The organism is Streptomyces lydicus, from assembly GCF_001729485.1.
In the GTDB taxonomy this organism is placed as follows: domain Bacteria; phylum Actinomycetota; class Actinomycetes; order Streptomycetales; family Streptomycetaceae; genus Streptomyces; species Streptomyces lydicus_D.
Window position 1 is genome coordinate 2,322,645 of record NZ_CP017157.1, and the last position, 20,786, is coordinate 2,343,430.

Here is a 20,786-nt window from a genome sequence, read left to right on the forward strand (position 1 = left end):
CTCCGCTCCCGTCCGGTGCCCGGCCCGCGCCTTTTCGGTCGCATACCGCCTGACCTGCCACTTCTCGCGGAAAGTCGCGCGCGGTCGGCCCGCCCGGCGAGATTCCGGCCCGGCCGAGAGGCCGCCCGCAGACAAACGATGTCGTACTGACCTTGCGGAATGGGTGGCCAGGAAGCCGGGGAGGGGTGATCATGAGAGTCCAGAGCGCACTTCCCACGAGGAGGCACGGGTGGCCGAGACTCTGAAGAAGGGCAGCCGGGTGACCGGCGCCGCGCGCGAGAAGCTCGCGGCAGACCTGAAGAAGAAGTACGACTCCGGAGCGAGCATCCGGGCGCTGGCCGAGGAAACCGGCCGCTCCTATGGATTCGTGCACCGGATGCTCAGCGAATCCGGTGTGGTCCTGCGCGGTCGCGGCGGAGCCACAAGGGGCAAGAAGGCCGCCTCGGCCTGACGGCCGCGACTCCGGGCAGCAGCGGTCTCCCCCCGGTCGGCCGAGCAGTCGGCCGGGAGGTTACCGTTCAGTCACTTACGCACGCAGGTGCGGCTGGCTGACTCGGAGGCGCTCATGACTCTGCTCGACAAGGACGGCGTGCGGCTCACCGTGGACGGTGACGTCGCGACGGTGACCCTCGCCAACGCGGCCAAGCGCAACGCGCAGTCGCCCGCCATGTGGCGGGCGCTGGCCGAGGCCGGTTCGCTGCTGCCGGGCAACGTCCGGGTGGCGGTGTTGCGCGGGGAGGGCAAGTCCTTCTCGGCGGGCCTCGACCGGCAGGCGTTCACGCCCGAAGGCTTCGACGGCGAGCCGTCGTTCATCGATCTGGCACGTGGCAGCGACAGCGCACTGGACGCCACGATCGCCGAGTACCAGGAGGCGTTCACCTGGTGGCGGCGCAACGACCTGGTGACGATCGCCGCCGTGCAGGGGCACGCCATCGGCGCGGGCTTCCAGCTCGCGCTCGCCTGCGACCTGCGCGTGGTCGCCGAGGACGTGCAGTTCGCCATGCGCGAGACCAGCCTGGGACTGGTACCGGACCTGACCGGCACCCACCCCCTGGTCGCGCTGGTGGGCTACGCCCGCGCCCTGGAGATCTGCGCCACCGGGCGCTTCGTGCACGCCGAGGAGGCCGCGCGGACCGGCCTGGCCAACCTCGTGGTGCCCGGGGACGACCTCGACGCCGCGGTGGCCGATCTGGCCGCCGCGCTCCTCGCCGCGCCGCGGGACGCCGTCATCGAGACCAAGGCGCTGCTGGCCGGTGCGGCGGGTCGTGACTACGAGCAGCAGCGCGTCGCCGAACGCGCCGCGCAGGCCCGCCGGCTGCGCGATCTGGCGGGTGTGGGGGAGTAGCGGCTCCGGCGTCCCCGGGGAGCCGTACCGCTCCCCGGGACGCCGCCTTCCGCCTTCCGCCCGCCTCACTGCCGTTCGACGGCCGTGACCAGCACCGCGACCGTCGACGGCCGGGGCGGCGCGGCGGCCACCGCCTCCCGGACGGCGTGCGCGACATCCAAGGCGCGATATCCGGCCTCGACCGCCAGCTGGATCAGCACGTGCCCGTCGGACTGCCGCACCGGACGGGACCGGCCGCCGAGCACCGGCGCCAGACGCGCCACCCCGGACACCCCCAGCGCCACGGCGGCGATCGCGGCCGCGTCGTCCTGACGGGCGCCGGCCGGGCCGTCCGCCGTCGGCTCGTGCGCACCGACGGCAGGGGCCGGCGGCTCCGGCGGCGCGGCACCGACCGAGGACCCCGCCGCCGTGCGCGGCCCGGCCTCGTCCGCCTCCAGCAGTTCGCTCACCCGCAGGTCCACCACCCCCACCAGCAGCCCGAGCTGCTGGATCGCGGCCTCCAGCAGCGCCGTGCGCACCTGGTCGGCGAGGACCGGCAGCGGCCGGTCGGCGACCGCGGCGAACTCCGCCTCGATCCGCAGCGGGCCCGGCGGCAGCGCGCTCGGCGGCGCCGGCACCGCGGGCTCCGCGGCCTGCCCGGGGTCGGCGAGGGACAGCCGCAGCGGGCCCAGGCGGACGCCCGCGGGCAGGCCGGCGGCCGTCCGCAGCCCCCCGACGGCGGCCCGTTCGGCGATCCAGGACCCGTCCGCGGGCCCGCCGAGCGGCAGCACCCGGCCGATCCCGAGCTGGCTGCGCACCGTCTGCGCCAACTGGTTCCCGGCCACCGCGTCACCCCTTTCCCGGCAGGTCTCCCGGCCCGTGCCGGAGCCCGTAGCCGGTCCACGTCCCAGCCTGCCGCAGACCGGCCGGTCCGGCAGGGCGCTGCGCCGGACGGCGCCGCACGGAGCACCCGGCTGCCACACCCCCGGAGCGGTACCGGGGGTGCCGACCTACTGTGAGGAGCGGAGCGGGCGGACCGCTTCTCCCCGCGGAAAGGGACGAACCACGATGAGCGAGAGCCAGCAGCAGACAGCGGAGCAGCCCAGGACGCCGACGAAGCGCGGCGGAGGTGACCCCGGGTCACGGGGGCGCACCACCATCGCCGACGGCGTCGTGGAGAAGATCGCCGGTCTGGCGGCCCGGGACGTCGTCGGAGTGCACGCCATGGGCAGCGGGCTGGCCCGCACGCTGGGCGCCGTACGGGAGCGGGTGCCCGGCGGCGGCCGTGCCGCGACCGCGACCCGCGGGGTGAAGGCCGAGGTCGGCGAGGTGCAGACCGCGGTGGATCTGGAGATCGTGGTGGACTACGGCGTCGCCATCGCCGATGTCGCGCGCTCCGTCCGGGAGAACGTCATCTCCGCCGTGGAGCGGATGACGGGCCTGGAGGTCGTCGAGGTCAACATCGCGGTCAGCGATGTCAAGTTGCCCGACGGCGCAGACGAAGAAGAGGAAGCGGAGCCGCGGCTCCAGTAGGCGGTCCCGTCCGGAGCGGTAGCGAAGGAGCGCACGATGAGCATGGCCGTGGTCGGCCTCTTGGCCGGTATGGCGCTGGGCTTCGCCGGATACTTCGGCGGTTTCGGGGCCTTCGTCCTGGTGGCGGCGCTGGGCGCCATCGGGTTCGTGGCCGGGCGGTTCCTCGACGGGGACCTGGAGGCCGGCGATTTCTTCCGTCCGCGCACCGGCGACCGCGAAGACCGGCGGCGGTGAGGCCCGGTGGCAGCCGTCCACCCGGCGGCCCCGCCGGCCGCTGCCGCTGACGTACCGGCGGCCGAGCGCGGCGCGACCAGCATCGCGGACCGGGTGGTGGCGAAGATCGCCGCCCGGGCCGCGCGTGAGGCGCTGCGCGAGGAGTCCCCGCAGGCCCGTACGGACGCCCACGCGACGGTGACCGTCCACCGCCGCGACGACACCGAGCACTTCGGCGAGGCGCGGCTGCGCATCGCCGTGGAGCTGGGCTACCCCTCGGACATCGGCGCCCAGTGCCGCGCGGTGCGCCGCCGCGTCACCGAACGGGTCAAGGCACTGGCGAACATGACGGTGCCCGAGGTCGCCGTCGAGGTCGAACGGCTGCGCTCGCCGCTGCTGGAGGGCCACGGCCGGGAGAGGGTGCGATGAGCGACGACGACGCACAGCGGCCGGACACCCGGCCGGTGCCCACCCTCGACAAGGAGCCCGGCGGGCCCGACGACGGAACCCGCCCCGCCACCGGGGACACACCCGGGCCGGTCGCGGACGACGGCCGGACCGGACGCTTCTGGTCCGCCCGCCGGGTGCCCGCCGCGGTGGTCGCGCTCGTGCTCCTGGGCGCCGCCGGCCTGCTGCTCTACGACGTCGCCGCGGTGCGCGCCCACCACCCCGCGATGGCCTGGCGGCGGAGCCTGGCGCGCGAACTGGCCACCCGTCACCTCGACGACCCCTGGACGCTGGGGCCCGCCGGGCTGGCCGTCGTGGTCGGCCTGTGGCTGATCGTGCTGGCCGTCACCCCCGGACTGCGCCAGGTGCTGCCGATGCGGCCGGTCGCCCCCGGCATCCGGGCCGGGCTCGACCGGAAGGCCGCGGCGCTGGTGCTGCGCGACCGCGCGATGGAGGTCGCCGGCGTCCAGTCCGTACGGATGAGCGTCAGCCGCCGCAAGGCCACCGCGCGCGCCGTCTCGCACTTCCGCGAGCTGGACGAGGTCCGTGCCGACCTCGACGTGGCGCTCGGCGAGGGGCTGCGGCAGCTCGGTCTGGCGCACCGGTTCGGCCTGACCGTGCACGTCCGACGCCCGAAGAAGAGGTGAGCGCGATGCCCACGGTCCGCAGAACGGTCAACCGGGTGCTGCTGGGCCTGGCCGGTGTGGTGCTGCTCGGCACCGGCGGGCTGGTGCTGTTCGGCGGCCTCCGGCTGCCCGCGAGGTGGGATCTGCGGCTGCCCGCCCACTGGCCCTGGTCCCGCCCCGGCGACGTCCTGCTCTCCGCCCACCAGCGCACCCGCTGGACGCATCAGGGCTGGTGGTGGCCGGTCGTCATCGCGGCCCTGGCCGTGTTCGTGCTGCTGATGCTGTGGTGGCTGCTGGCCCAGCTGCGCCGGCACCGGCGGGACGAGATCCTCGTCGACAGCGGCGACGGCGAGGGCGCCCTGCTGCGCGGCCGGGCCCTGGAAGCCGTCCTGGTCGCCGAGGCCGAGGCCCTGGAGGGCGTCGACCGGGCCGGGGTCCGGCTCACCGGGCGGCGTACCGAGCCGCGGCTGCGCGCCCGGCTCGCCCTCGCCCCGCACGCCGACCCCGGGGGCGTCCTGCTGCGGCTGTCCGACGAGGCGGTGGCGCACGCCCGCCGCTCGGCCGGGCTCGACCACCTGCCGGCGGACGTGCGCCTGCGGGCGGTCAAGCACCGGGCGGAGCGGGTGAGTTAGCGCCCCGGCGCCCGCCGTCCGGCGCCCGTTGTCCGGGGTGCCGTCGTCGGGCGCCCGACGTCCGGGGTCCGGGTCCGTCAGAAGCCGTGCCGGGCGCCGCCGTCCACCGGCACCATCACGCCGCTGACGTACGACGCGGCCGGCGACAGCAGGAACGCCGCGACCCGGCCGTACTCCTCCGGCTCGCCGTAGCGGCCCAGCGGCACCGCGGCGGAGTTGCGGGCGCGGGAGCCCTCGGGGTCGCCGGAGAGCGCGTCGAGCTGGGTCATCCGGTCGGTGGCGATCCGGCCGGGCAGCACGCCGAGGACGCGGATGCCGCGCGGGCCCAGCTCGTCCGCGAGCGACTTGGCGAAGCCGGCGAGGCCGGGGCGCAGGCCGTTGGAGATGGTCAGGCCGCCGATCGGCTCGTGCACCGAGCCGGAGAGCACGAACGCGATCACGCCGCCCTCCGCGAGTTCCGCGGCGGCCGTACGGGCCAGCCGGACCGCGCCGAGGAAGACCGACTCGAAGGCCGCGCGCCACTGTTCGTCGGTGTTCTCGAGGGCCGAGCCCGGTGGCGGGCCGCCCACGCTGATGAGCATGCCGTCCAGGCGGCCGAAGCGCTCGCGGGCCGCCGCCACCAGGCGGTCCGGCGTCTGCGCGTCGGCGTTGTCGGCGGCCACGCCGACGGCGCGCTCGCCCAGTGCGGCGGCCGCTTTGGCCGCGCTCTCCTCGGTGCGTCCGCTGATCACGACGTTGGCGCCGTCGGCGACGAGTTCCCGGGCGGTGGCGAAGCCCAGGCCCCGGGTCGCCCCGGTGACGATGTACGTCCGGTCGGTAAGTCCCAGATCCATGGCCCTAGTCTGCCCCGGCCCCGCCGAGCAGACCGAAGGCGGTCCCCACCAGACCGATATGGCTGAACGCCTGCGGGAAGTTGCCCAGCTGGCGCCCCGCGGCCGGGTCGTACTCCTCGGACAGCAGCCCCACATCGTTGCGCAGCTCCAGCAGCCGCTCGAACAGCTGGACGGCCTCCTGGCGCCGTCCGCTCAGCTGCAACGCGTCGACCATCCAGAACGAGCAGGCCAGGAACGTGCCCTCGCCGCCCGGCAGTCCGTCCACCGGGACGTCCCCGCTGCTGTACCGGCGGACCAGCCCGTCGTGGGTCAGCTCCCGGCGCACCGCGTCGATGGTGCCGACCACCCGGGGGTCGTCGCCGGGCAGGAAGCCGACCCGGGGGATCAGCAGGGTCGCGGCGTCCAGCTCGGCCGAGCCGTAGAACTGGGTGAAGGTGCCCCGCCGGTGGTCGTACCCCTGCTGGCAGACCTCCCGGTGCACCTCGTCGCGCATCGCCCGCCAGCGGTCGATGTCCCCGCTCAGCTTCGGGTTCGCCTCCAGCGCCCGCACCGCCCGGTCGGCCGCCACCCACGCCATGACCTTGGAGTGCACGAAGTGCCGGCGCGGGCCGCGGATCTCCCACAGCCCCTCGTCGGGGTCGCGCCAGGTGGTCTCCAGGTAGTCCACCATGGTCCGCTGGATGCTCCAGGCGTGCGGTTCCGCCGGCAGTCCGGCGGTGCGCGCGACGTGGAAGGAGTCGATCACCTCGCCGTAGACGTCGAGCTGCCGCTGCTCGACCGCGGCGTTGCCGATCCGCACCGGCGTGGAGCCGGAGTACCCGGCCAGCCAGGGCAGTTCGGCCTCCGGGAGCCGCCGCTCGCCGGCCAGCCCGTACATGATCTGCAGGTCTTCGGGCGCGCCGGCCACCGCGCGCAGCAGCCAGTCCCGCCAGGCGCCGGCCTCTTCCAGGTACCCGGCGGCGAGCAGCGAGTCCAGGGTGAGGCTGGCGTCGCGCAGCCAGCAGTAGCGGTAGTCCCAGTTGCGGACGCCGCCCACCTCCTCGGGCAGCGAGGTGGTGGGCGCCGCGACGATGCCTCCGGTGGGGGCGTAGGTCAGCGCCTTGAGGGTGATCAGCGAACGGATCACGGCCGCGCGGTGCGGGCCGTCGTAGCGGCACCGGGCGGACCAGGTCCGCCAGTCCTCCAGGGTGTCCGCCAGCGCGTCGAACGGGTCGATGAGCTCGGGCCGGGGCTCGTGCGAGGGGTGCCAGGTCAGCACGAACGCGGTGCGCTCGCCCGCGGCGACGGTGAAGTCCGAGCGGGTGGAGAAGTCCTTGCCGTAGGTGGTGCCGTGGGACGGGGTGCGCAGCCATACGGAGTCCGGCCCGGCGATCGCCACCCGGGAGCCCTGGGCGGCGCGCACCCACGGCACCACCCGCCCGTAGTCGAACCGCAGCCGCAGCACCCCGCGCATCTCGACGCTGCCGTCGAGGCCCTCGACGATCCGTACGACGTCGGGCGCGCGGTCGCGCTGCGGCATGAAGTCGGTGACCCGCACCCGCCCGGTGGGGGTCTCCCAGACGGTGTCGAGGACCAGCGAGTCGCCGCGGTAGGAGCGCTCGGCGCGGGCCTCGGGGGAGTGCGGGGACAGCGTCCAGTGGCCGTTGTCCCGGCCGCCGAGGAGCGCGGCGAAGCAGGCGGGCGAGTCGAAGCGGGGCAGGCACAGCCAGTCGATCGAGCCGTCGCGGCCGACCAGCGCGGCCGTCTGCAGATCGCCGATGAGCGCGTAGTCCTCGATATAGGGGTGCACCCCTCGGGCTTTCCCGCCGGGCGGGTGCGCTACGCGGTGCTGACGGCTGTCCGGGCGACGTCCGCGGCCGCGGACGTCGCCCGGGTCGAGGCGTGCCGGGCCGTGCGTGCCGACGCCCGGGGCGTCCTAAGCCGTGGCGTCCTCGGTCTCGCGGGCGGGCGGCGGCCCGCCCGGAGCCTTCCCGGCGCCGGCGGCCGCCTTGGCGGCTGCCTCGGCGCGGTCGCGGCGCTCACGGCGTACCAGGATGATCCAGCCGACCGGTACGGCACCGGCGAACAGCCACCACTGGATCGCGTAGGCCATGTGCGGGCCGATCGAGTCGTGGTCCGGTTCGGGCACCAGCTCCGGCTTACCGCCCGCCGGCTGCGGGCCGGTCTGCTCGATGTAGCCGCCGAGCATCGGCCGGCCGGTCCGCTTCGCCTGCTCCTTGCTGTTGATCAGCATGACCTGGCGGGCGGGCAGCCCCTTGGTGTCCTTGATGCCGCTGACCGCGGTGGTCTCGTCGGCCATCATCCGGCCGGTCACGGTGATCCTGCCCTTGGGGGCGGGCGGGACGTCGGGGAACTCGGTGAGGTCGTTGCCCGCCGAGATCCAGCCGCGGTTGACGAGTACGGCGTCGCCGTCGGCCAGGACCAGGGGGGTCAGGACGTAGTAGCCGATGCTCTGCTCGTCGGCGGCGGTGCGCTGGCGGACCACGACCTCGTGCGCGGTGTCGTAGGTGCCGGTGGCCTTGACCGTGCGCCACATGTCGTGGTGCGGAAGGTCCCGCCCGGGGGCGGTCAGCGCCGTCACCGGGACCGGCTTCGCGGCCAGGCTGGACGCGATGAGCTGGTTCTGCGCCACCTTGTGCTCGTGGCGGTGCAGCTGCCAGAAGCCCAGCTTGATCATGACGGGGATCAGCACGAGGCCCACGAGGGTGAGGATCACCCACTGCCGGGACAACAGGAAGCGGTACACGGCTCCGACGGTACCTGGGATGCCCGGGCGGCCCGGCCGCGGGTCCCCGGGAGAGGGCCCCGGGGCCGTCAGACCCGGTCGACGATGCCCACCCGCCCGTCCGAGCGGGCGCAGTGCGCGCCGCAGTACCACTTGCCGTCGGCCTCCACCCCCTGGCCGATGATCTGGACCCGGCAGTGCTCACAGATCGGCGCCATGCGGTGGATGGCGCAGGAGAAACAGTCGAAGACGTGCACCGCGCCCTGCGCGTGCACCTCGAACGTCATCCCGTAGTCGTTTCCGCAGACCTCACAACGTGCCATGCGCCACAGCGTGCGGGCGGGGCCCGCGCGGGGCGAGGCGCCGGCGGGTGTGTTGACCGGGCTTCACCCGGAAGCAGGCGCCGGAAGGACGTCCTGGAGCAGTTGCATGAAGGCCGCCTCGTCGATCACCGTCGTGCCGTACGAGGCAGCCTTGGCGGTCTTGGAGGTGCGGGCGTCCGGGTCGTTGGTCACCAGCAGGCTGGTCAGCCGGGACACGCTCGTCGCCACGTGCAGCCCGGCCTCGATCGCGCGGTCCTCCAGCAGCTCGCGGTCCACGGACGTATCGCCCGAAAAGGCGACCCGCATCCCCTGGACGAGCCGGCCGCCCGGTTCGTAGCGCCCCGGATTCGGATACGGGCACGCCGGACGCTTGCGGGACGGCCGCCAGGAGGTGGGGCGGTACGACGCGGCGGCGGTGCGCTGCCGGGGCGCCGGGGCGTCCGACCACTCCGTGAGGGGCTGGCAGGTCAGCAGCGGCAGCCGGAGGTTCTGCTGTGCGGCCCGCCGCAGGCTGGGACGGAACGCCTCGGCCAGCACCCGGGCGTCGTCCAGCGCGTGGTGCGCGCGCTCCTGTACGACGCCGTAGTGGGCGGCGAGCGACTCCAGCTTGTGGTTGGGCAGCGGCAGTCCCAGCTCCTTGGAGAGCGCGATGGTGCACAGCCGCTGGCGCACCGGGGCGGTCGCCGCGGCGCGGGCGTACTCACGGGCGATCATCGACCAGTCGAACATGGCGTTGTGCGCCACCAGCACCCGGTCCGCCAGACGCTCGGACAGCTCCGTGACGATCTCCGGGAAGAGCGGCGCGTCGGCCAGCACGGCGCTCGTCAGGCCGTGGATCCACACCGGGCCCGGATCACGCTGCGGGTTGACGAGGGTGTACCAGTGGTCCTGGACCTCGCCCTGTGCGTCGAGTTGGTACACGGCGGCGGAGATGATCCGGTCGTCGCGGGCCAGACCCGTCGTCTCCACGTCGACCACCGCGTATCCCTGGGGATACCCGGAGGGCCAGGGAGCCGGCGGCGTCTGCGGGCCCGGCTGCTGCCCGATCTTCGGCGCGATCGGGTCGGCTGCTGCCATGCGGTCTTCGAGCATGGTCCCTGAGGATACGGGCCACCACCGACAGCCACCGAACCGCCGTCGTCGGAGGCGCCTGCCGCGGAGGCGTCACCGGACGCAATTCCGCCGCGACGGACGGCAATTGAGGACCCTGCAGACGCTCTCGCGGCCTCCTGCTGCCCGGGGAGGGCCGGACGGAGGCCCGCCGCCGCGCGCTGCTGCCCCGCGCGGCCGGCTCGCGCTCCCGGCCCCTGGGCTCCCGGCCCGCGTCTTCCTGATGCCTGTGCTCCTGGCCCCCGCGTTCCTGGCCCCGCGTTCCTGGCCCCCGCGTTCCTGGCCCCGCCTTCCTGACGCCCGCGCTCCTGACGCCCGTGCTCCTGGCGCCCGTGCTCCTGGCGCCCGTGCTCCTGGCGCCCGTGCTCCTGACCCGCCCACCCCCGAAGGGGGGTGGGCGGAGGGGAAAACCGGCGGAGGGGAAAACCGGCAGAGGGGAAAGTCGGCAGAGGGGAAAGCCAGGAGGGCCGTTGGCAGCAGGAAAACCAGGAGGCCGGCTTGGATCGGGTCCGGCGCCGACCGCAGCCGGCGGAGACCGCGAGCCAGGGAAGGCAAGGGCCCGGAGGGCGGAGCCGGAAGAAGAGGCAATCGGGACAAGTAGTTACGTATCGTCAAGAATCGAATGGCGCCGAAATCGCCCGCCCAAGACCCGACTCCCGAATTCGGCCGCCCGAAACCCGCCCCGATTCGGCCTGAAATCACCGCAAGCGCCCTCCGAATCCGCCTGAGGTCACGGCGAACCTTCCGTTTCCGGTCTCCAAAGCCATGGCGCCCCCTTTCCCTCCGCCCGTCAGCCCGCCAACACCCGTGCCGTCCGGGCCGTCTCGTGTGCCGGGCCGGCGCCGTCCGCCTGGACCCGGCGCAGTGTGGCCCCTTCCTTACGGGTCACCACGTCGGTCGGCCGGCCGTCGGTGAACAGCGCGGCGGCGCCGTCGTCGAGCGCCCACCCGGCGGGCAGCGCAAGGTTGTTGACGGCGGCCAGATAGCCGGGCCGGCGCGCCGGCTCGCTGTCGTAGTGCGGGCACAGGCTGCCCGGCAGCAGGCCCAGCCCGTCGGTGAGCGGGGCGGGCGGGCCGAAGGAGTCGGAGAAGGCGCTCTCGAACCAGCAGCAGGCCCCGGCGCTGATGCCGCACAGCAGCACGCCGGCGCGGTACGCCTCGCGCAGTACCGCGTCCAGCCCGTGCAGCCGCCAGACGGCAAGCATGTTCGCGGTGTTGCCGCCCCCTACGTAGACGACGTCCTGCGCCAGGACGAAGGCCCGCAGGTCGGTCACGGTGCGCCGGAACAGCTCCAAGTGGCTCGCCTCGCAGCCCCGCCCGCCGAACGCCGCGTGGAACCTCTCGATGTATCCCGGTGCGTCGCCGCTCGCGGTGGGCAGGAAGCAGACCTTCGGCCGCGGCCGCCCGGCCGCCGTCAGGACGAAGCCGTCGAGCAGGGTGTCGGGGTCGGTGGAGAAACCGCCGCCGAGCAGGGCGATGGTGGGTGCGGACATCGGACCTCGCTTCCGTCGTCGTTGCCGGGCGCGTGCCCGGAACGGAAGCTACCGACGGTAGGTCGCCGCCCGCAGTTGACGACAGGTCTCACATACTTCTGAGTAACAACCCCTAGCGGCGCCCCCGTCGGCCCCCTTATGGTGCGGGACATGCCGCACCTGCCCGATGTCGTGTTGTGGTCCGTACCGGCCTTCGTCCTGCTCACCGTGGTGGAGATGGTGAGCTTCCGCCTGCATCCCGACGAGGACGCGGAGGGCTACGAGGCCAAGGACGCGGCCACCAGCGTCGGGATGGGGCTGGGCAGCCTGGTCTTCGACGCGCTGTGGAAGATCCCCATCGTCGCGATCTACGCCGCGGTCTACGAACTCACCCCGCTGCGGATACCCGTGCTCTGGTGGACCCTGCCGCTGATGCTGCTCGCGCAGGACTTCTTCTACTACTGGTCGCACCGCGGACACCATGTCATCCGCGTCCTGTGGGCCTGCCACGTGGTGCACCACTCCAGCCGGAAGTTCAACCTCACCACCGCACTGCGGCAGCCCTGGACGACCTGGACCGTCTGGCCCTTCTACGTCCCGATGATCGCCGCCGGTGTGCATCCGGCCGCGATCGCGTTCACCTCGGGCGCCAACCTCGTCTACCAGTTCTGGGTGCACACCGAGCGGATCGGCAAGCTGCCCCGGCCCGTCGAGTTCGTGTTCAACACGCCGTCCCACCACCGCGTCCACCACGCCTCCCAGGGCGGCTATCTGGACCGCAACTTCGGCGGCATCCTGATCATCTGGGACCGGATGTTCGGCTCCTTCGTCGCCGAGACCGAACGACCGGTGTACGGCCTCACCAAGAACATCGACACCTTCAACCCGCTGCGGGTGGCCACCCACGAGTACGCCGCCATCGCACGCGACGTACGGGCCGCCGGCAGTTGGAGCGAGCGGGCCGGGCGCATCTTCCGCGGACCGGGCTGGCGGCCGGCCGCCGCGAGGGGCGAGGCGCCCGGCGCGGCGAAGGGCGAGGCGCGTACCGCCGTCGAGGAGCCCGTCACATGACGCCGCGTCCGGCGGCCGCGCGGCCGCTGCTGTGGGCGTTCGCTGCGCTGACCGCTGTCCACCTGGGAGCGCTGCTGGCCGGGGCGACGGCCGTCGCGCACGTCACCAAGCCCGCGCTGATGCCGGTGCTCGCCTGCTACGTGCTGGCGCGCGGCGGCCCGGCGCTGCTGGCCGGGGCGCTGCTGTTCGGCTGCGGCGGCGACACCCTGCTGCAGATCGGCGGGGACACCGTCTTCCTGCTGGGGATGGGCTCGTTCGCGGCGGGGCACGTCTGTTACCTGCTGGTGTTCGCCCGGCAGGGAGGGCAAAACGGAGCCGCGCCGGTGCGGCGGGGGCGTACGGCCGGGCTCGCCGCGGGGTACGGGCTGCTGCTGGCCGGCACCGTGGCGCTGCTGTGGCCGGACCTGCCCGCGGAGCTGCGGATCCCGGTCGCCGGCTACAGCCTGCTGCTCACCGCGATGGCGTTCGGCGCACTGCGGGCCGGTCTCCTGGCCGCGGCCGGCGGGCTGCTCTTCCTGCTCTCCGACACCTTGATCGCGAGTGGTCTGGCGCACTGGCCGCAGCTCCCGCTCCCGCAGTTCTGGATCATGCTCAGCTATGTCGCGGCCCAGTTCGCGCTGGCCACCGGGGTGCTGCGGGCCGCCGCCGCGACGGCCGCGCGGACCGCACCGCGGCCGGCGCCGGCACTGCCCGGGGCAGGGGTGTCGTAGGGCAGGCGTACCGTGGACCGGTACATCTGTTGAAAACGCAAGGAACTGCCCCGCATGCGCGCCACCACGATCCACGCCGCCCACGACATACGCGTCGACGACGTCCCGGACGCCGCCGTTCGCACGCCCCACGACGCCGTGGTACAGGTGCTGCGGGCCTGTATCTGCGGCAGCGACCTGTGGGCGTACCGGGGTGAGGCGGCGCGCGAGCCGGGCCAGCGGATCGGCCACGAATTCCTGGGCGTGATCGCCGAGACCGGCCCCGAGGTGTCCGGCTTCTCCGTGGGCGACCTGGTCGTCGCGCCCTTCATGTGGTCCGACGGCCGCTGCGAGTACTGCGCCGACGGCCTGACCACCTCCTGCGTCGACGGCGGCTTCTGGGGCGAGCCCGGGTCCGACGGCGGCCAGGGCGAGGCCGTCCGGGTCCCGTACGCCGACGCCACCCTGGTCAAGCTGCCCGCCGACGCCGCGGGCGACGACCGGCTGCTCACCGGCCTGCTCGCGCTCTCCGACGTCCTGGGCACCGGGCACCACGCCGCTCTCGGCGCCGGCGTACGGCCCGGTTCCACGGTCGCGGTGGTCGGTGACGGCGCGGTCGGCCTGTGCGGGGTGCTGGCCGCCAGGCGGCTGGGCGCCGAGCGGATCATCGCGCTCGGCCGCCACCAGGCGCGTACCGACCTCGCCCGGACCTTCGGCGCCACCGACGTGGTCGCCGAGCGCGGTGAGGCGGCCGTCGCGGCGGTCCGCGAGCTGACCGGCGGCCGGGGCGCGCACGCCGTCATCGAGGCGGTCGGCACCGAGCAGTCGATGCGCACCGCGGTCGGCATCACCCGCCCCGGCGGCGCCATCGGCTGGGTCGGCGTCCCGCACGGCAGCGGCAGCGGACTGGACATGCGCGCCCTCTTCGACAACAACATCGCCGTCCGCGGCGGCGTCGCCCCGGTCCGCAGCTACATACCCGAGCTGCTTCCCGACGTGCTGGACGGCACCCTCGACCCGGCCCCGGTCTTCGACCTCACCGTCGACCTCGCGGGCGTCCCCGACGGCTACCGCGCGATGGACCGGCGCACCGCCCTCAAGGTGCTGGTCACGCCCTGAGCGCGGGACGGCCGGCACACCCCGAGGGGCGTGCCGGCCGGGGAGTCGCCTCCCGGGAGTTACTTCTTCACGGCGTCGAGCGCATCGACGATGCCGTAGCCGAAGTGGCTGTTGATGTGCTTGGTGCCGGTGCAGGTGGTGTCACCCGCGGGGCAGCCGGGGTTGTCGGCCTGCTCCTTGAGGAGCCACTGGATCTCCCGCGGGCTCGACTTGGGGTGGGCGCTCTTCAGCAGCGCGGCCACACCCGCGACGTGCGGGGTCGCCATGGAGGTGCCGGCCAGGTAGGCCCAGTCACCGCCCGGCATGGTGGAGAGGATGTTGCCGTTCTTGGCGGGCAGTTCGGGCACCTGCTTGGAGTCGCCGCCCGGGGCGGCCACGTCGATCTGGCCCAGCCCGTAGTTCGAGTAGGCCGACTTGAGCTTGTTGACGCCGGTCGCCGCGACGGTCACCGTGCCCGGCAGCTGGGTGGGCACGTCCCAGCAGGTCTTCGGGTTGACGGTGCGTTCGACGGGGGTGGAGTCGTTCGGGCTGCCGGAGTCGGTGAGCTTGGTGGCGGCCAGATCGAGGTTGGAGTTGCCCGCGGCGGCGATGTTGATCGCGCCCTTGCGCTGGGCGTAGCTCGCCGCCCGGCCGACCGCGTCAATGATGGCCGCCTGGTCGGCGTCATCCTTGCAGTTGAACATCCACGGGTCGACGTAGTAGCTGTTGTTGGTGACCGCGACGCCGTGGTCGGCCGCGAAGACGAACGCGCAGACCACGCTCTCCGCGTAGAAGAGGCTCGTCTCCGGCTCGCTGACCTTGATGGCGGAGATCTTCACGCCCGGCGCGACACCCGCCACGCCCACGCCGTTACGGGCCGCGGCGATCGTGCCCGCGACGTGGGTGCCGTGGTAGTCCTCGTCCGGGTTCCAGGGGCGCCAGGCCCCCTTGGAGGTGTCGGCCACGCCGCCCACGCAGTTGGCGGACTGCTTCGCGGAGAAGTTGGGCTTGAGGTCCGGGTGGGTGTCGTCCACGCCGGTGTCGATGATGGCGACGGTGACGTTCCGGCTGCCGGGGTTCACCTTCGCGGCCTGGTCGGCCTTGATGGCGGGCAGGTCCCACTGCAGCGGTTCCAGCGGCTCCTGGCCGTTCGCCTTCGCCGCGCTGCCGGCCGCCTTGAGCTGGGACTTCGACAGGTCGACCTTCTGCGGCTTGCCGACGTCGGTGGTGCCGGTGGCCTTCAGCGGCGCGGTGCGGGTCGCGCCCGCCGTCTGCACACCCGGCACCGCCCGTATGGTGGCCGCGAACTGCGGGTTGGCCGAGTGGACGACGATCACGCCTATCTGCTCATGGGCGACGATCACCTTCCCGCCGGCCTGGGCTATCGCCTTCTCGACCTTGCCGACCGCGCCGTGGCCCGGCGTGGTGTTCACGACGTACGAGAGCAGCGGGCCGTCGGCCGGGGCGGCGGCGGCCGGGGCGGAGTCCGCAGAGGCGGCGGTGGCCGCGTTCGGAAGGAAGCCGAGGGACGCCGTCAGGGCCAGTCCGAGCGGGACGGCCAGCGCCCGCATGCGTCTGGATCGGGGATGCGCCATGGATACTCCACATCATCCGTGAGACCGCCCGTGCGCGGGTTTGCGCACGGGCGGGTGCAGTGCGAAGTGAAGTTATCGGCGATCACCGACAGACAGCAACGGACTCGGAGAAACCCGTCAGAGATGGCACATTGACGCCGCGTCGGCCACGGGCCCCGCGCGAGGGCCCGGAGCGGGTGACGGGCGGTCAGTCGTGCCGGCGCAGCGCGCCGATGCTCAGCGGCGGCAGGGGGATCCGCCGGCCGTACCAGCGGCGCGCGTCGGCGCCGGGCCGGGGCGGCGCGGGGGCGACGGCGAGCGGGGCGGGCAGCCGGACGCTGCCGTACGGGCGCCGACGGGGACCGGGTGGGGAGGCGTCCTGCTGGGGCGGCGGATTCACAACCGGCTCAACGAAGCGCCCCGCGCGCGGTGGCGGTCGGGCCGCGCATTCCCTCGTTTCCTCTGCATTTCAACCATCCCACCCCTGTCGCATCGCCGAGGGCGGCCCTACGATGCGTGATCCACGTCACTTATCCGAGCCTTATCGTCGGCCCCAGCACCAGCCCCCTCGCGTCAGGAGACTCCGTGAGTGCCGCACCCACCATCGATCCGGGGACGCATGAGCCGCCCGACTACCTCCAGGTGCAGTCCAGCGCGGAATTCGACGAACTCCGCCGCGCACACCGCTCGTTCGCCTTCCCGCTGACCCTCGGCTTCATCCTCTGGTACCTCGTGTACGTGCTGCTGTCGAGCTACGCGGGCGGCTTCATGGCCACCGAGGTCGCCGGCCGGGTGAACGTCGCCTTCGTGCTCGGCCTCGGCCAGTTCGTGACGACGTTCCTCATCGCCTGGTGGTACTCCCGGCACGCCGCCGCCCGGCTCGACCCCAAGGCCGAGGCCATCAGGTCCCGGCTGGAGGCCGACAAGCCCCGCCTGGAGGCCGACGCATGATGCCCCCTCAGCAGGCGTACGCGCTCCAGCTCGCGGCCGGCGGCGCGGGCGAACACCGCACCCTGATCATCACCCTCTTCGCCGTCTTCGTCGCCGCCACCCTCGGCATCACCGTATGGGCCGGCCGGCAGACCAAGGGCGCCGAGGACTTCTACGCCGGCGGCCGGCAGTTCAGCGGCTTCCAGAACGGCCTGGCCATCTCCGGCGACTACATGTCCGCCGCGTCCTTCCTGGGCATCGCCGGGGCCATCGCCCTCTTCGGCTACGACGGCTTCCTGTACTCCATCGGCTTCCTCGTCGCCTGGCTCGTCGCGCTGCTGCTGGTCGCCGAACCGCTGCGCAACTCCGGCCGGTTCACCATGGGCGACGTCCTCGCCTACCGGATGCGCCAGCGCCCGGTCCGCACCGCCGCGGGCACCTCCACCATCGTCGTCTCGATCTTCTACCTGCTCGCCCAGATGGCGGGCGCCGGCGCGCTGGTCACCCTGCTGCTGGGCATCACCAGCGAGGCCGGGAAGATCCTGGTCGTCGTCCTCGTCGGCATCGTGATGATCCTCTACGTCACCATCGGCGGCATGAAGGGCACCACCTGGGTGCAGATGGTCAAGGCGGTGCTGCTGATCGCCGGCACCCTGCTGATCACCTTCCTGGTGGCGCTGAAGTTCCACTTCAACCTCTCCAGCCTGCTCGGCGCCGCCGCGGAGAACAGCGGCAAGGGCGCGGCCTTCCTCCAGCCCGGTCTCAAGTACGGCGCCACCGCCACCTCGAAGATCGACTTCATCTCGCTGGGCCTCGCGCTCGTCCTGGGCACCGCCGGCCTGCCGCACATCCTCATCCGCTTCTACACCGTCCCCACCGCCAAGGCCGCCCGTACGTCGGTGAACTGGGCGATCGGCATCATCGGCGTCTTCTACCTGATGACCATCGCGCTCGGCTTCGGCGCCGCCGCGCTCCTGAAGCCGGAGGCGATCACCGCCGCCAACAAGGCGGGCAACACCGCGGCCCCGCAGCTCGCCGAGGTGATCGGCGGCGGCGCCGGCTCCACCGGCGGCGCGGTGCTGCTGGCCGTCATCTCCGCGGTGGCCTTCGCGACGATCCTGGCGGTGGTCGCCGGCCTCACCCTCGCCTCGTCCTCCTCGTTCGCCCACGACATCTACGTCAATGTCCTGCGCAAGGGGGAGGCCACGGAGAAGGAGGAGGTCGGCGCGGCCCGCTGGGCCACCGTCGGCATCGGCGCGGTCGCCATCGTGCTCGGCGTCTTCGCCCGCGGCCTGAACGTCGCGGGCCTGGTCGCCCTCGCCTTCGCGGTGGCCGCCTCCGCCAACCTCCCGACGCTCCTCTACAGCCTCTTCTGGAAGCGCTTCACCACCCGGGGCGCGCTGTGGTCCATCTACGGAGGGCTGGTCTCCTCGGTCCTGCTGGTGCTCTTCTCGCCGGTCGTCTCCGGCAAGGAGACCTCCATGTTCCCCGGCGCCGACTTCGACTTCTTCCCGCTGGAGAACCCCGGCCTGATCTCCATCCCGCTGGGTTTCCTGCTCGGCTGGCTGGGCTCCCTGCTGTCCAAGGAGGAGCCGGACGCCAAGAAGTACGCCGAACTGGAGGTCCGCTCGCTGACCGGGACCGGAGCCCACTGAGCCGTCCCTACAGCACCCGGGCGGGGCGGCGTCGTAGAGATCTACGACGCCGCCCCGCCCACCTCGTGCTTCTCATCTCTGCTCACCGTCACACCTATCGCGTAGTCTCGAAGACGTACTGATCCACCACGGACGACGTACCGAGCCATCACTCTCGGGGAGGGGGCCTCGTGCTCATCGACACCTATGGTCGCGTGGCCACAGACCTGCGCGTCTCGCTGACCGACCGGTGCAATCTGCGCTGCACGTACTGCATGCCGGAAGAGGGCCTGCAGTGGCTGGCCAAGCCCGATCTGCTCACCGACGACGAGATCGTCCGGCTGATCGGCATCGCGGTGCGCGACCTGGGCATCGAAGAGGTCCGCTTCACCGGCGGCGAGCCGCTGCTCCGCCCCGGCCTGCCCGGCATCATCGAGCGGGTCGCCGGGCTCACCCCGCGCCCCCGGATGTCCCTGACCACCAACGGCATCGGACTCCAGCGCACGGCGGCCGCGCTGCGCGACGCCGGACTCGACCGCGTCAACGTCTCCCTCGACACCCTGCGGCCCGAGGTCTTCCAGGCCCTGACCCGCCGCAAGCGCCACGACGACGTGCTGCACGGCCTGGAGGCGGCCCGCGCCGCCGGCCTGACCCCGGTCAAGGTCAACACGGTCCTCATGCCCGGCCTCAACGACGACGAGGCCCCCGACCTGCTCGCCTGGGCGATCGCCCACGACTACGAGCTCCGCTTCATCGAGCAGATGCCGCTGGACGCGCAGCACGGCTGGAAGCGCGACGGCATGATCACCGCGGGTGACATCCTCACCTCGCTGCGCACCCGCTTCACGCTCACCCCCGAGAGCGAGGACGCCCGCGGCTCCGCCCCCGCGGAGCGCTGGATCGTCGACGGCGGCCCGCACCGCGTCGGCGTGATCGCCTCGGTCACCCGCCCGTTCTGCCGCGCCTGCGACCGCACCCGGCTGACCGCCGACGGCCAGGTCCGTACGTGCCTGTTCGCCACCGAGGAGACAGATCTGCGCACGGCCCTGCGCTCCGAGGCGCCCGACGAGGAGATCGCGCGCCTGTGGAAGGTCGCGATGTGGGGCAAGAAGGCGGGCTCCGGCCTGGACGACCCGTCCTTCCTCCAGCCCGAGCGGCCGATGTCCGCGATCGGCGGCTGACCGCCCGCCGTCAGTGCCCGGAGGCCGACGCCTCCCAGTCCTCCAGCGTCACGACGTCCTTGAGGAACCCGCGCACCCCGAGGAACTGCGACAGGTGCTCCCGGTGCTCCTCGCAGGCCAGCCAGGTCTTCCGGCGGTCCGGCGTGTGCAGCTTGGGGTTGTTCCAGGCCAGCACCCAGACGGCCGCGGCGCGGCAGCCCTTGGCGGAGCAGATGACGGCACTGTCGGCGCCGGCGGGAAAGCCGGGAAGATCAGGGGAGTTCACGGCCTCAACCCTACGTCCTGCGGTCCCGGCACCCGGGCCGGCCGGCACCCCCGGACATGGCGACGCCGGGCAGCCACGGGGGGAGCCGCCCGGCGTCGGTCCGTCGCTCCGACGGGGGATGCGGAGCGCGTACGCAGTATGTCACGGGGGATGGTGCGCGGTGCACCGGAACTCCATGATTGATCTGAGCTTTTCTTGAGCTTTGCAGACCGAACGGTGATCAGCGGGAGTCCTCGCGCGGCGCCGAGGCGTCCGCCGCCGGCCGCTCCGGGACGGGCTCCGCCGCGCCGTCGGTCGTCCCCGGCGTGAGCATCGGCCTGGTCGGGCCCGCGACGAAGGTCTGCGGCAGTGAAGGGGCGTTCTCCCGGCCCGCGTTGGCGATCACCACCGCGATGTAGGGCAGCGCCATGCCCAGTACCAGCGTCGCAATGGCAACCGGCCGCTCGACGTTCCACAGCACGACGGTCAGCAGGACGGCGACCGTGCGCACCCCCATCGAGATCACGTACCGGCGCTGCCGTCCGCGCACATCCTCGGAGAGCCCCTGGCGCGCCCCGGTGATCCGGAAGGTCTGGCCGCCGCTCTGCTTCCGCGTCACGCTCCACCACCTGCTCAGTCATGCCGGATTCTCCCCGGTTTCCGGTCGGTTTCCACGGTACGCCGCACCTGCGCCGCGTTCGAGACCGGGTCCTGCCCCGCCGCGCCCTGGGCCGCCCGGACAACTGGCGTACGGCCTCCTCCGGCGTGCGCCGTAGGCGATGCGGGGCGACACTGGCGGGGCGCGACCTCACGTGCACCGTGCCACCGGAGGAGGCAACACATGTCGTGGTTGTGGGCCATCATCGTGGGCCTGGTGCTGGGCCTCATCGCCAAGGCCATCATCCCCGGCAAGCAGCAGATCCCGCTCTGGCTGACGGTGATCTTCGGCATGCTGGGCAGCGTCCTCGGCAACTGGGCGGCCACCGGGCTCGGCGTGAACGAAACCAATGGAATCGACTGGATCCGGCACCTGCTGCAACTTGCCGGCGCGGTCATCGTGGTCGCCATCGGGGACCGGCTGTGGGTCTCCCTGCGCGGCCGCAGGAAACAGACCACCTGAGCCCCCTC

Annotated in this window: 25 protein-coding genes; 14 read left to right on the forward strand and 11 right to left on the reverse strand. The window is 73.1% G+C overall.

The genetic code is table 11. From position 1 onward, the window contains the following. Nucleotides 1-229: 229 nt before the first annotated feature. Together SL103_RS09955 and SL103_RS09960 are read left to right on the forward strand one after the other, a co-directional pair. Nucleotides 230-451, forward strand: a complete 222-nt coding sequence (locus tag SL103_RS09955) for a helix-turn-helix domain-containing protein (RefSeq protein WP_006606369.1) — start codon at nt 230-232, stop codon at nt 449-451. 114 nt (nt 452-565) lie between these two features. Further along, nucleotides 566-1,345 carry an enoyl-CoA hydratase/isomerase family protein gene (locus tag SL103_RS09960; RefSeq protein WP_069573589.1) on the forward strand — a complete coding sequence of 260 codons (780 nt, stop codon included), beginning with the start codon at nt 566-568 and terminating at the stop codon, nt 1,343-1,345. A gap of 65 nt (nt 1,346-1,410) precedes the next feature. On the opposite strand, the gene SL103_RS09965 is transcribed toward SL103_RS09960, so the two are convergent. Then, nucleotides 1,411-2,169, reverse strand: a complete 759-nt coding sequence (locus SL103_RS09965; protein WP_069568401.1) for a hypothetical protein — start codon at nt 2,167-2,169, stop codon at nt 1,411-1,413. Between the two features lie 223 nt (nt 2,170-2,392). Between SL103_RS09965 and SL103_RS09970 the strand changes: the two genes are divergently transcribed. From SL103_RS09970 to amaP, 5 genes are read left to right on the forward strand one after another with little or no spacing between them, the layout of a single operon-like run. Beyond that, nucleotides 2,393-2,857 carry an Asp23/Gls24 family envelope stress response protein gene (locus tag SL103_RS09970; protein WP_069568403.1) on the forward strand — a complete coding sequence of 155 codons (465 nt, stop codon included), beginning with the start codon at nt 2,393-2,395 and terminating at the stop codon, nt 2,855-2,857. 36 nt (nt 2,858-2,893) lie between these two features. Further along, a complete protein-coding gene (locus SL103_RS09975) occupies nt 2,894-3,091 on the forward strand; it encodes a hypothetical protein (protein WP_069568405.1) in 198 nt (65 codons plus the stop codon). 6 nt (nt 3,092-3,097) lie between these two features. Continuing rightward, nucleotides 3,098-3,499 (forward strand): hypothetical protein, encoded by a 402-nt coding sequence (locus tag SL103_RS09980; RefSeq protein ID WP_069568407.1) that lies wholly within the window; start codon nt 3,098-3,100, stop codon nt 3,497-3,499. Further along, nucleotides 3,496-4,164: a DUF6286 domain-containing protein gene (locus tag SL103_RS09985; protein WP_069568409.1), complete on the forward strand. Its 669-nt coding sequence runs from the start codon at nt 3,496-3,498 to the stop codon at nt 4,162-4,164. The genes SL103_RS09980 and SL103_RS09985 overlap by 4 nt, the downstream gene beginning before the upstream one ends. A gap of 5 nt (nt 4,165-4,169) precedes the next feature. Continuing rightward, nucleotides 4,170-4,775 carry an alkaline shock response membrane anchor protein AmaP gene (amaP, locus tag SL103_RS09990; protein WP_069568411.1) on the forward strand — a complete coding sequence of 202 codons (606 nt, stop codon included), beginning with the start codon at nt 4,170-4,172 and terminating at the stop codon, nt 4,773-4,775. A 77-nt stretch (nt 4,776-4,852) separates the two neighbouring features. Here amaP and SL103_RS09995 read toward each other — a convergent pair whose 3' ends face one another. The 6 genes from SL103_RS09995 to SL103_RS10020 all read right to left on the reverse strand — a co-directional run bounded on the left by SL103_RS09995 (nt 4,853) and on the right by SL103_RS10020 (nt 11,258). Further along, nucleotides 4,853-5,608 (reverse strand): SDR family oxidoreductase, encoded by a 756-nt coding sequence (locus SL103_RS09995; protein ID WP_069568413.1) that lies wholly within the window; start codon nt 5,606-5,608, stop codon nt 4,853-4,855. 4 nt (nt 5,609-5,612) lie between these two features. Then, entirely contained in the window at nt 5,613-7,397 is a 1,785-nt protein-coding gene (locus SL103_RS10000; RefSeq protein WP_069568414.1) for a glycoside hydrolase family 15 protein, read from the reverse strand. A 126-nt stretch (nt 7,398-7,523) separates the two neighbouring features. Then, nucleotides 7,524-8,354: an SURF1 family cytochrome oxidase biogenesis protein gene (locus tag SL103_RS10005; protein ID WP_069568416.1), complete on the reverse strand. Its 831-nt coding sequence runs from the start codon at nt 8,352-8,354 to the stop codon at nt 7,524-7,526. 68 nt (nt 8,355-8,422) lie between these two features. Further along, nucleotides 8,423-8,656 carry a hypothetical protein gene (locus SL103_RS10010; RefSeq protein ID WP_077192103.1) on the reverse strand — a complete coding sequence of 78 codons (234 nt, stop codon included), beginning with the start codon at nt 8,654-8,656 and terminating at the stop codon, nt 8,423-8,425. A gap of 63 nt (nt 8,657-8,719) precedes the next feature. After that, nucleotides 8,720-9,748, reverse strand: a complete 1,029-nt coding sequence (locus SL103_RS10015) for a DEDDh family exonuclease (protein WP_069568417.1) — start codon at nt 9,746-9,748, stop codon at nt 8,720-8,722. Nucleotides 9,749-10,556: 808 nt separating this feature from the next. Further along, entirely contained in the window at nt 10,557-11,258 is a 702-nt protein-coding gene (locus tag SL103_RS10020; RefSeq protein WP_069568419.1) for a peptidase E, read from the reverse strand. A 150-nt stretch (nt 11,259-11,408) separates the two neighbouring features. Between SL103_RS10020 and SL103_RS10025 the strand changes: the two genes are divergently transcribed. From SL103_RS10025 to SL103_RS10035, 3 genes are read left to right on the forward strand one after another with little or no spacing between them, the layout of a single operon-like run. Next, the gene (locus tag SL103_RS10025; protein WP_069568421.1) at nt 11,409-12,308 is read left to right on the forward strand and encodes a sterol desaturase family protein; all 900 of its coding nucleotides are present in this window, start codon (nt 11,409-11,411) and stop codon (nt 12,306-12,308) included. Then, nucleotides 12,305-13,018: a lysoplasmalogenase gene (locus SL103_RS10030; RefSeq protein WP_069568424.1), complete on the forward strand. Its 714-nt coding sequence runs from the start codon at nt 12,305-12,307 to the stop codon at nt 13,016-13,018. The genes SL103_RS10025 and SL103_RS10030 overlap by 4 nt, the downstream gene beginning before the upstream one ends. 54 nt (nt 13,019-13,072) lie before the next feature. Next, nucleotides 13,073-14,116, forward strand: a complete 1,044-nt coding sequence (locus tag SL103_RS10035; protein ID WP_069568426.1) for a zinc-dependent alcohol dehydrogenase family protein — start codon at nt 13,073-13,075, stop codon at nt 14,114-14,116. A gap of 59 nt (nt 14,117-14,175) precedes the next feature. On the opposite strand, the gene SL103_RS10040 is transcribed toward SL103_RS10035, so the two are convergent. Together SL103_RS10040 and SL103_RS10045 are read right to left on the reverse strand one after the other, a co-directional pair. Further along, a complete protein-coding gene (locus SL103_RS10040) occupies nt 14,176-15,690 on the reverse strand; it encodes a S8 family serine peptidase (RefSeq protein WP_069568428.1) in 1,515 nt (504 codons plus the stop codon). Nucleotides 15,691-15,877: 187 nt separating this feature from the next. Continuing rightward, entirely contained in the window at nt 15,878-16,069 is a 192-nt protein-coding gene (locus SL103_RS10045) for a hypothetical protein (protein ID WP_069568430.1), read from the reverse strand. 185 nt (nt 16,070-16,254) lie between these two features. Between SL103_RS10045 and SL103_RS10050 the strand changes: the two genes are divergently transcribed. The 3 genes from SL103_RS10050 (at nt 16,255) to moaA (ending at nt 19,414) form a co-directional block, all read left to right on the forward strand. Beyond that, nucleotides 16,255-16,620, forward strand: a complete 366-nt coding sequence (locus SL103_RS10050) for a DUF485 domain-containing protein (protein ID WP_069568432.1) — start codon at nt 16,255-16,257, stop codon at nt 16,618-16,620. Further along, nucleotides 16,617-18,254 carry a solute symporter family protein gene (locus SL103_RS10055; RefSeq protein ID WP_069568434.1) on the forward strand — a complete coding sequence of 546 codons (1,638 nt, stop codon included), beginning with the start codon at nt 16,617-16,619 and terminating at the stop codon, nt 18,252-18,254. Before SL103_RS10050 ends, SL103_RS10055 begins: the two co-directional genes overlap by 4 nt. Nucleotides 18,255-18,424: 170 nt before the next feature. Next, nucleotides 18,425-19,414 (forward strand): GTP 3',8-cyclase MoaA, encoded by a 990-nt coding sequence (gene moaA / locus SL103_RS10060; RefSeq protein ID WP_069568436.1) that lies wholly within the window; start codon nt 18,425-18,427, stop codon nt 19,412-19,414. A gap of 10 nt (nt 19,415-19,424) precedes the next feature. On the opposite strand, the gene SL103_RS10065 is transcribed toward moaA, so the two are convergent. Both SL103_RS10065 and SL103_RS10070 read right to left on the reverse strand, forming a co-directional pair. After that, complete coding sequence (locus SL103_RS10065; RefSeq protein ID WP_069568438.1) at nt 19,425-19,679, reverse strand: hypothetical protein; 255 nt, start codon at nt 19,677-19,679, stop codon at nt 19,425-19,427. A gap of 220 nt (nt 19,680-19,899) precedes the next feature. Continuing rightward, nucleotides 19,900-20,277 (reverse strand): DUF3099 domain-containing protein, encoded by a 378-nt coding sequence (locus tag SL103_RS10070; protein ID WP_069568441.1) that lies wholly within the window; start codon nt 20,275-20,277, stop codon nt 19,900-19,902. A 222-nt stretch (nt 20,278-20,499) separates the two neighbouring features. Between SL103_RS10070 and SL103_RS10075 the strand changes: the two genes are divergently transcribed. Further along, a complete protein-coding gene (locus SL103_RS10075; protein ID WP_069568445.1) occupies nt 20,500-20,778 on the forward strand; it encodes a GlsB/YeaQ/YmgE family stress response membrane protein in 279 nt (92 codons plus the stop codon). The last annotated feature ends 8 nt before the right edge of the window (nt 20,779-20,786 follow it).

Coding starts and splice junctions, on each gene's coding strand:
- SL103_RS10030 (WP_069568424.1), top strand. CDS start 12,305: ATGACGCCGCGTCCGGCGGCCGCGCGGCCGCTGCTGTGGGCGTTCGCT.
- SL103_RS10020 (WP_069568419.1), bottom strand. CDS start 11,258: ATGTCCGCACCCACCATCGCCCTGCTCGGCGGCGGTTTCTCCACCGAC.
- SL103_RS09995 (WP_069568413.1), bottom strand. CDS start 5,608: ATGGATCTGGGACTTACCGACCGGACGTACATCGTCACCGGGGCGACC.
- SL103_RS09970 (WP_069568403.1), top strand. CDS start 2,393: ATGAGCGAGAGCCAGCAGCAGACAGCGGAGCAGCCCAGGACGCCGACG.
- SL103_RS10015 (WP_069568417.1), bottom strand. CDS start 9,748: ATGCTCGAAGACCGCATGGCAGCAGCCGACCCGATCGCGCCGAAGATC.
- SL103_RS09975 (WP_069568405.1), top strand. CDS start 2,894: ATGAGCATGGCCGTGGTCGGCCTCTTGGCCGGTATGGCGCTGGGCTTC.
- SL103_RS10075 (WP_069568445.1), top strand. CDS start 20,500: ATGTCGTGGTTGTGGGCCATCATCGTGGGCCTGGTGCTGGGCCTCATC.
- SL103_RS10055 (WP_069568434.1), top strand. CDS start 16,617: ATGATGCCCCCTCAGCAGGCGTACGCGCTCCAGCTCGCGGCCGGCGGC.
- SL103_RS10040 (WP_069568428.1), bottom strand. CDS start 15,690: ATGGCGCATCCCCGATCCAGACGCATGCGGGCGCTGGCCGTCCCGCTC.
- SL103_RS09960 (WP_069573589.1), top strand. CDS start 566: ATGACTCTGCTCGACAAGGACGGCGTGCGGCTCACCGTGGACGGTGAC.
- SL103_RS10035 (WP_069568426.1), top strand. CDS start 13,073: ATGCGCGCCACCACGATCCACGCCGCCCACGACATACGCGTCGACGAC.
- SL103_RS10010 (WP_077192103.1), bottom strand. CDS start 8,656: ATGGCACGTTGTGAGGTCTGCGGAAACGACTACGGGATGACGTTCGAG.
- amaP (WP_069568411.1), top strand. CDS start 4,170: ATGCCCACGGTCCGCAGAACGGTCAACCGGGTGCTGCTGGGCCTGGCC.
- SL103_RS09985 (WP_069568409.1), top strand. CDS start 3,496: ATGAGCGACGACGACGCACAGCGGCCGGACACCCGGCCGGTGCCCACC.
- SL103_RS10025 (WP_069568421.1), top strand. CDS start 11,409: ATGCCGCACCTGCCCGATGTCGTGTTGTGGTCCGTACCGGCCTTCGTC.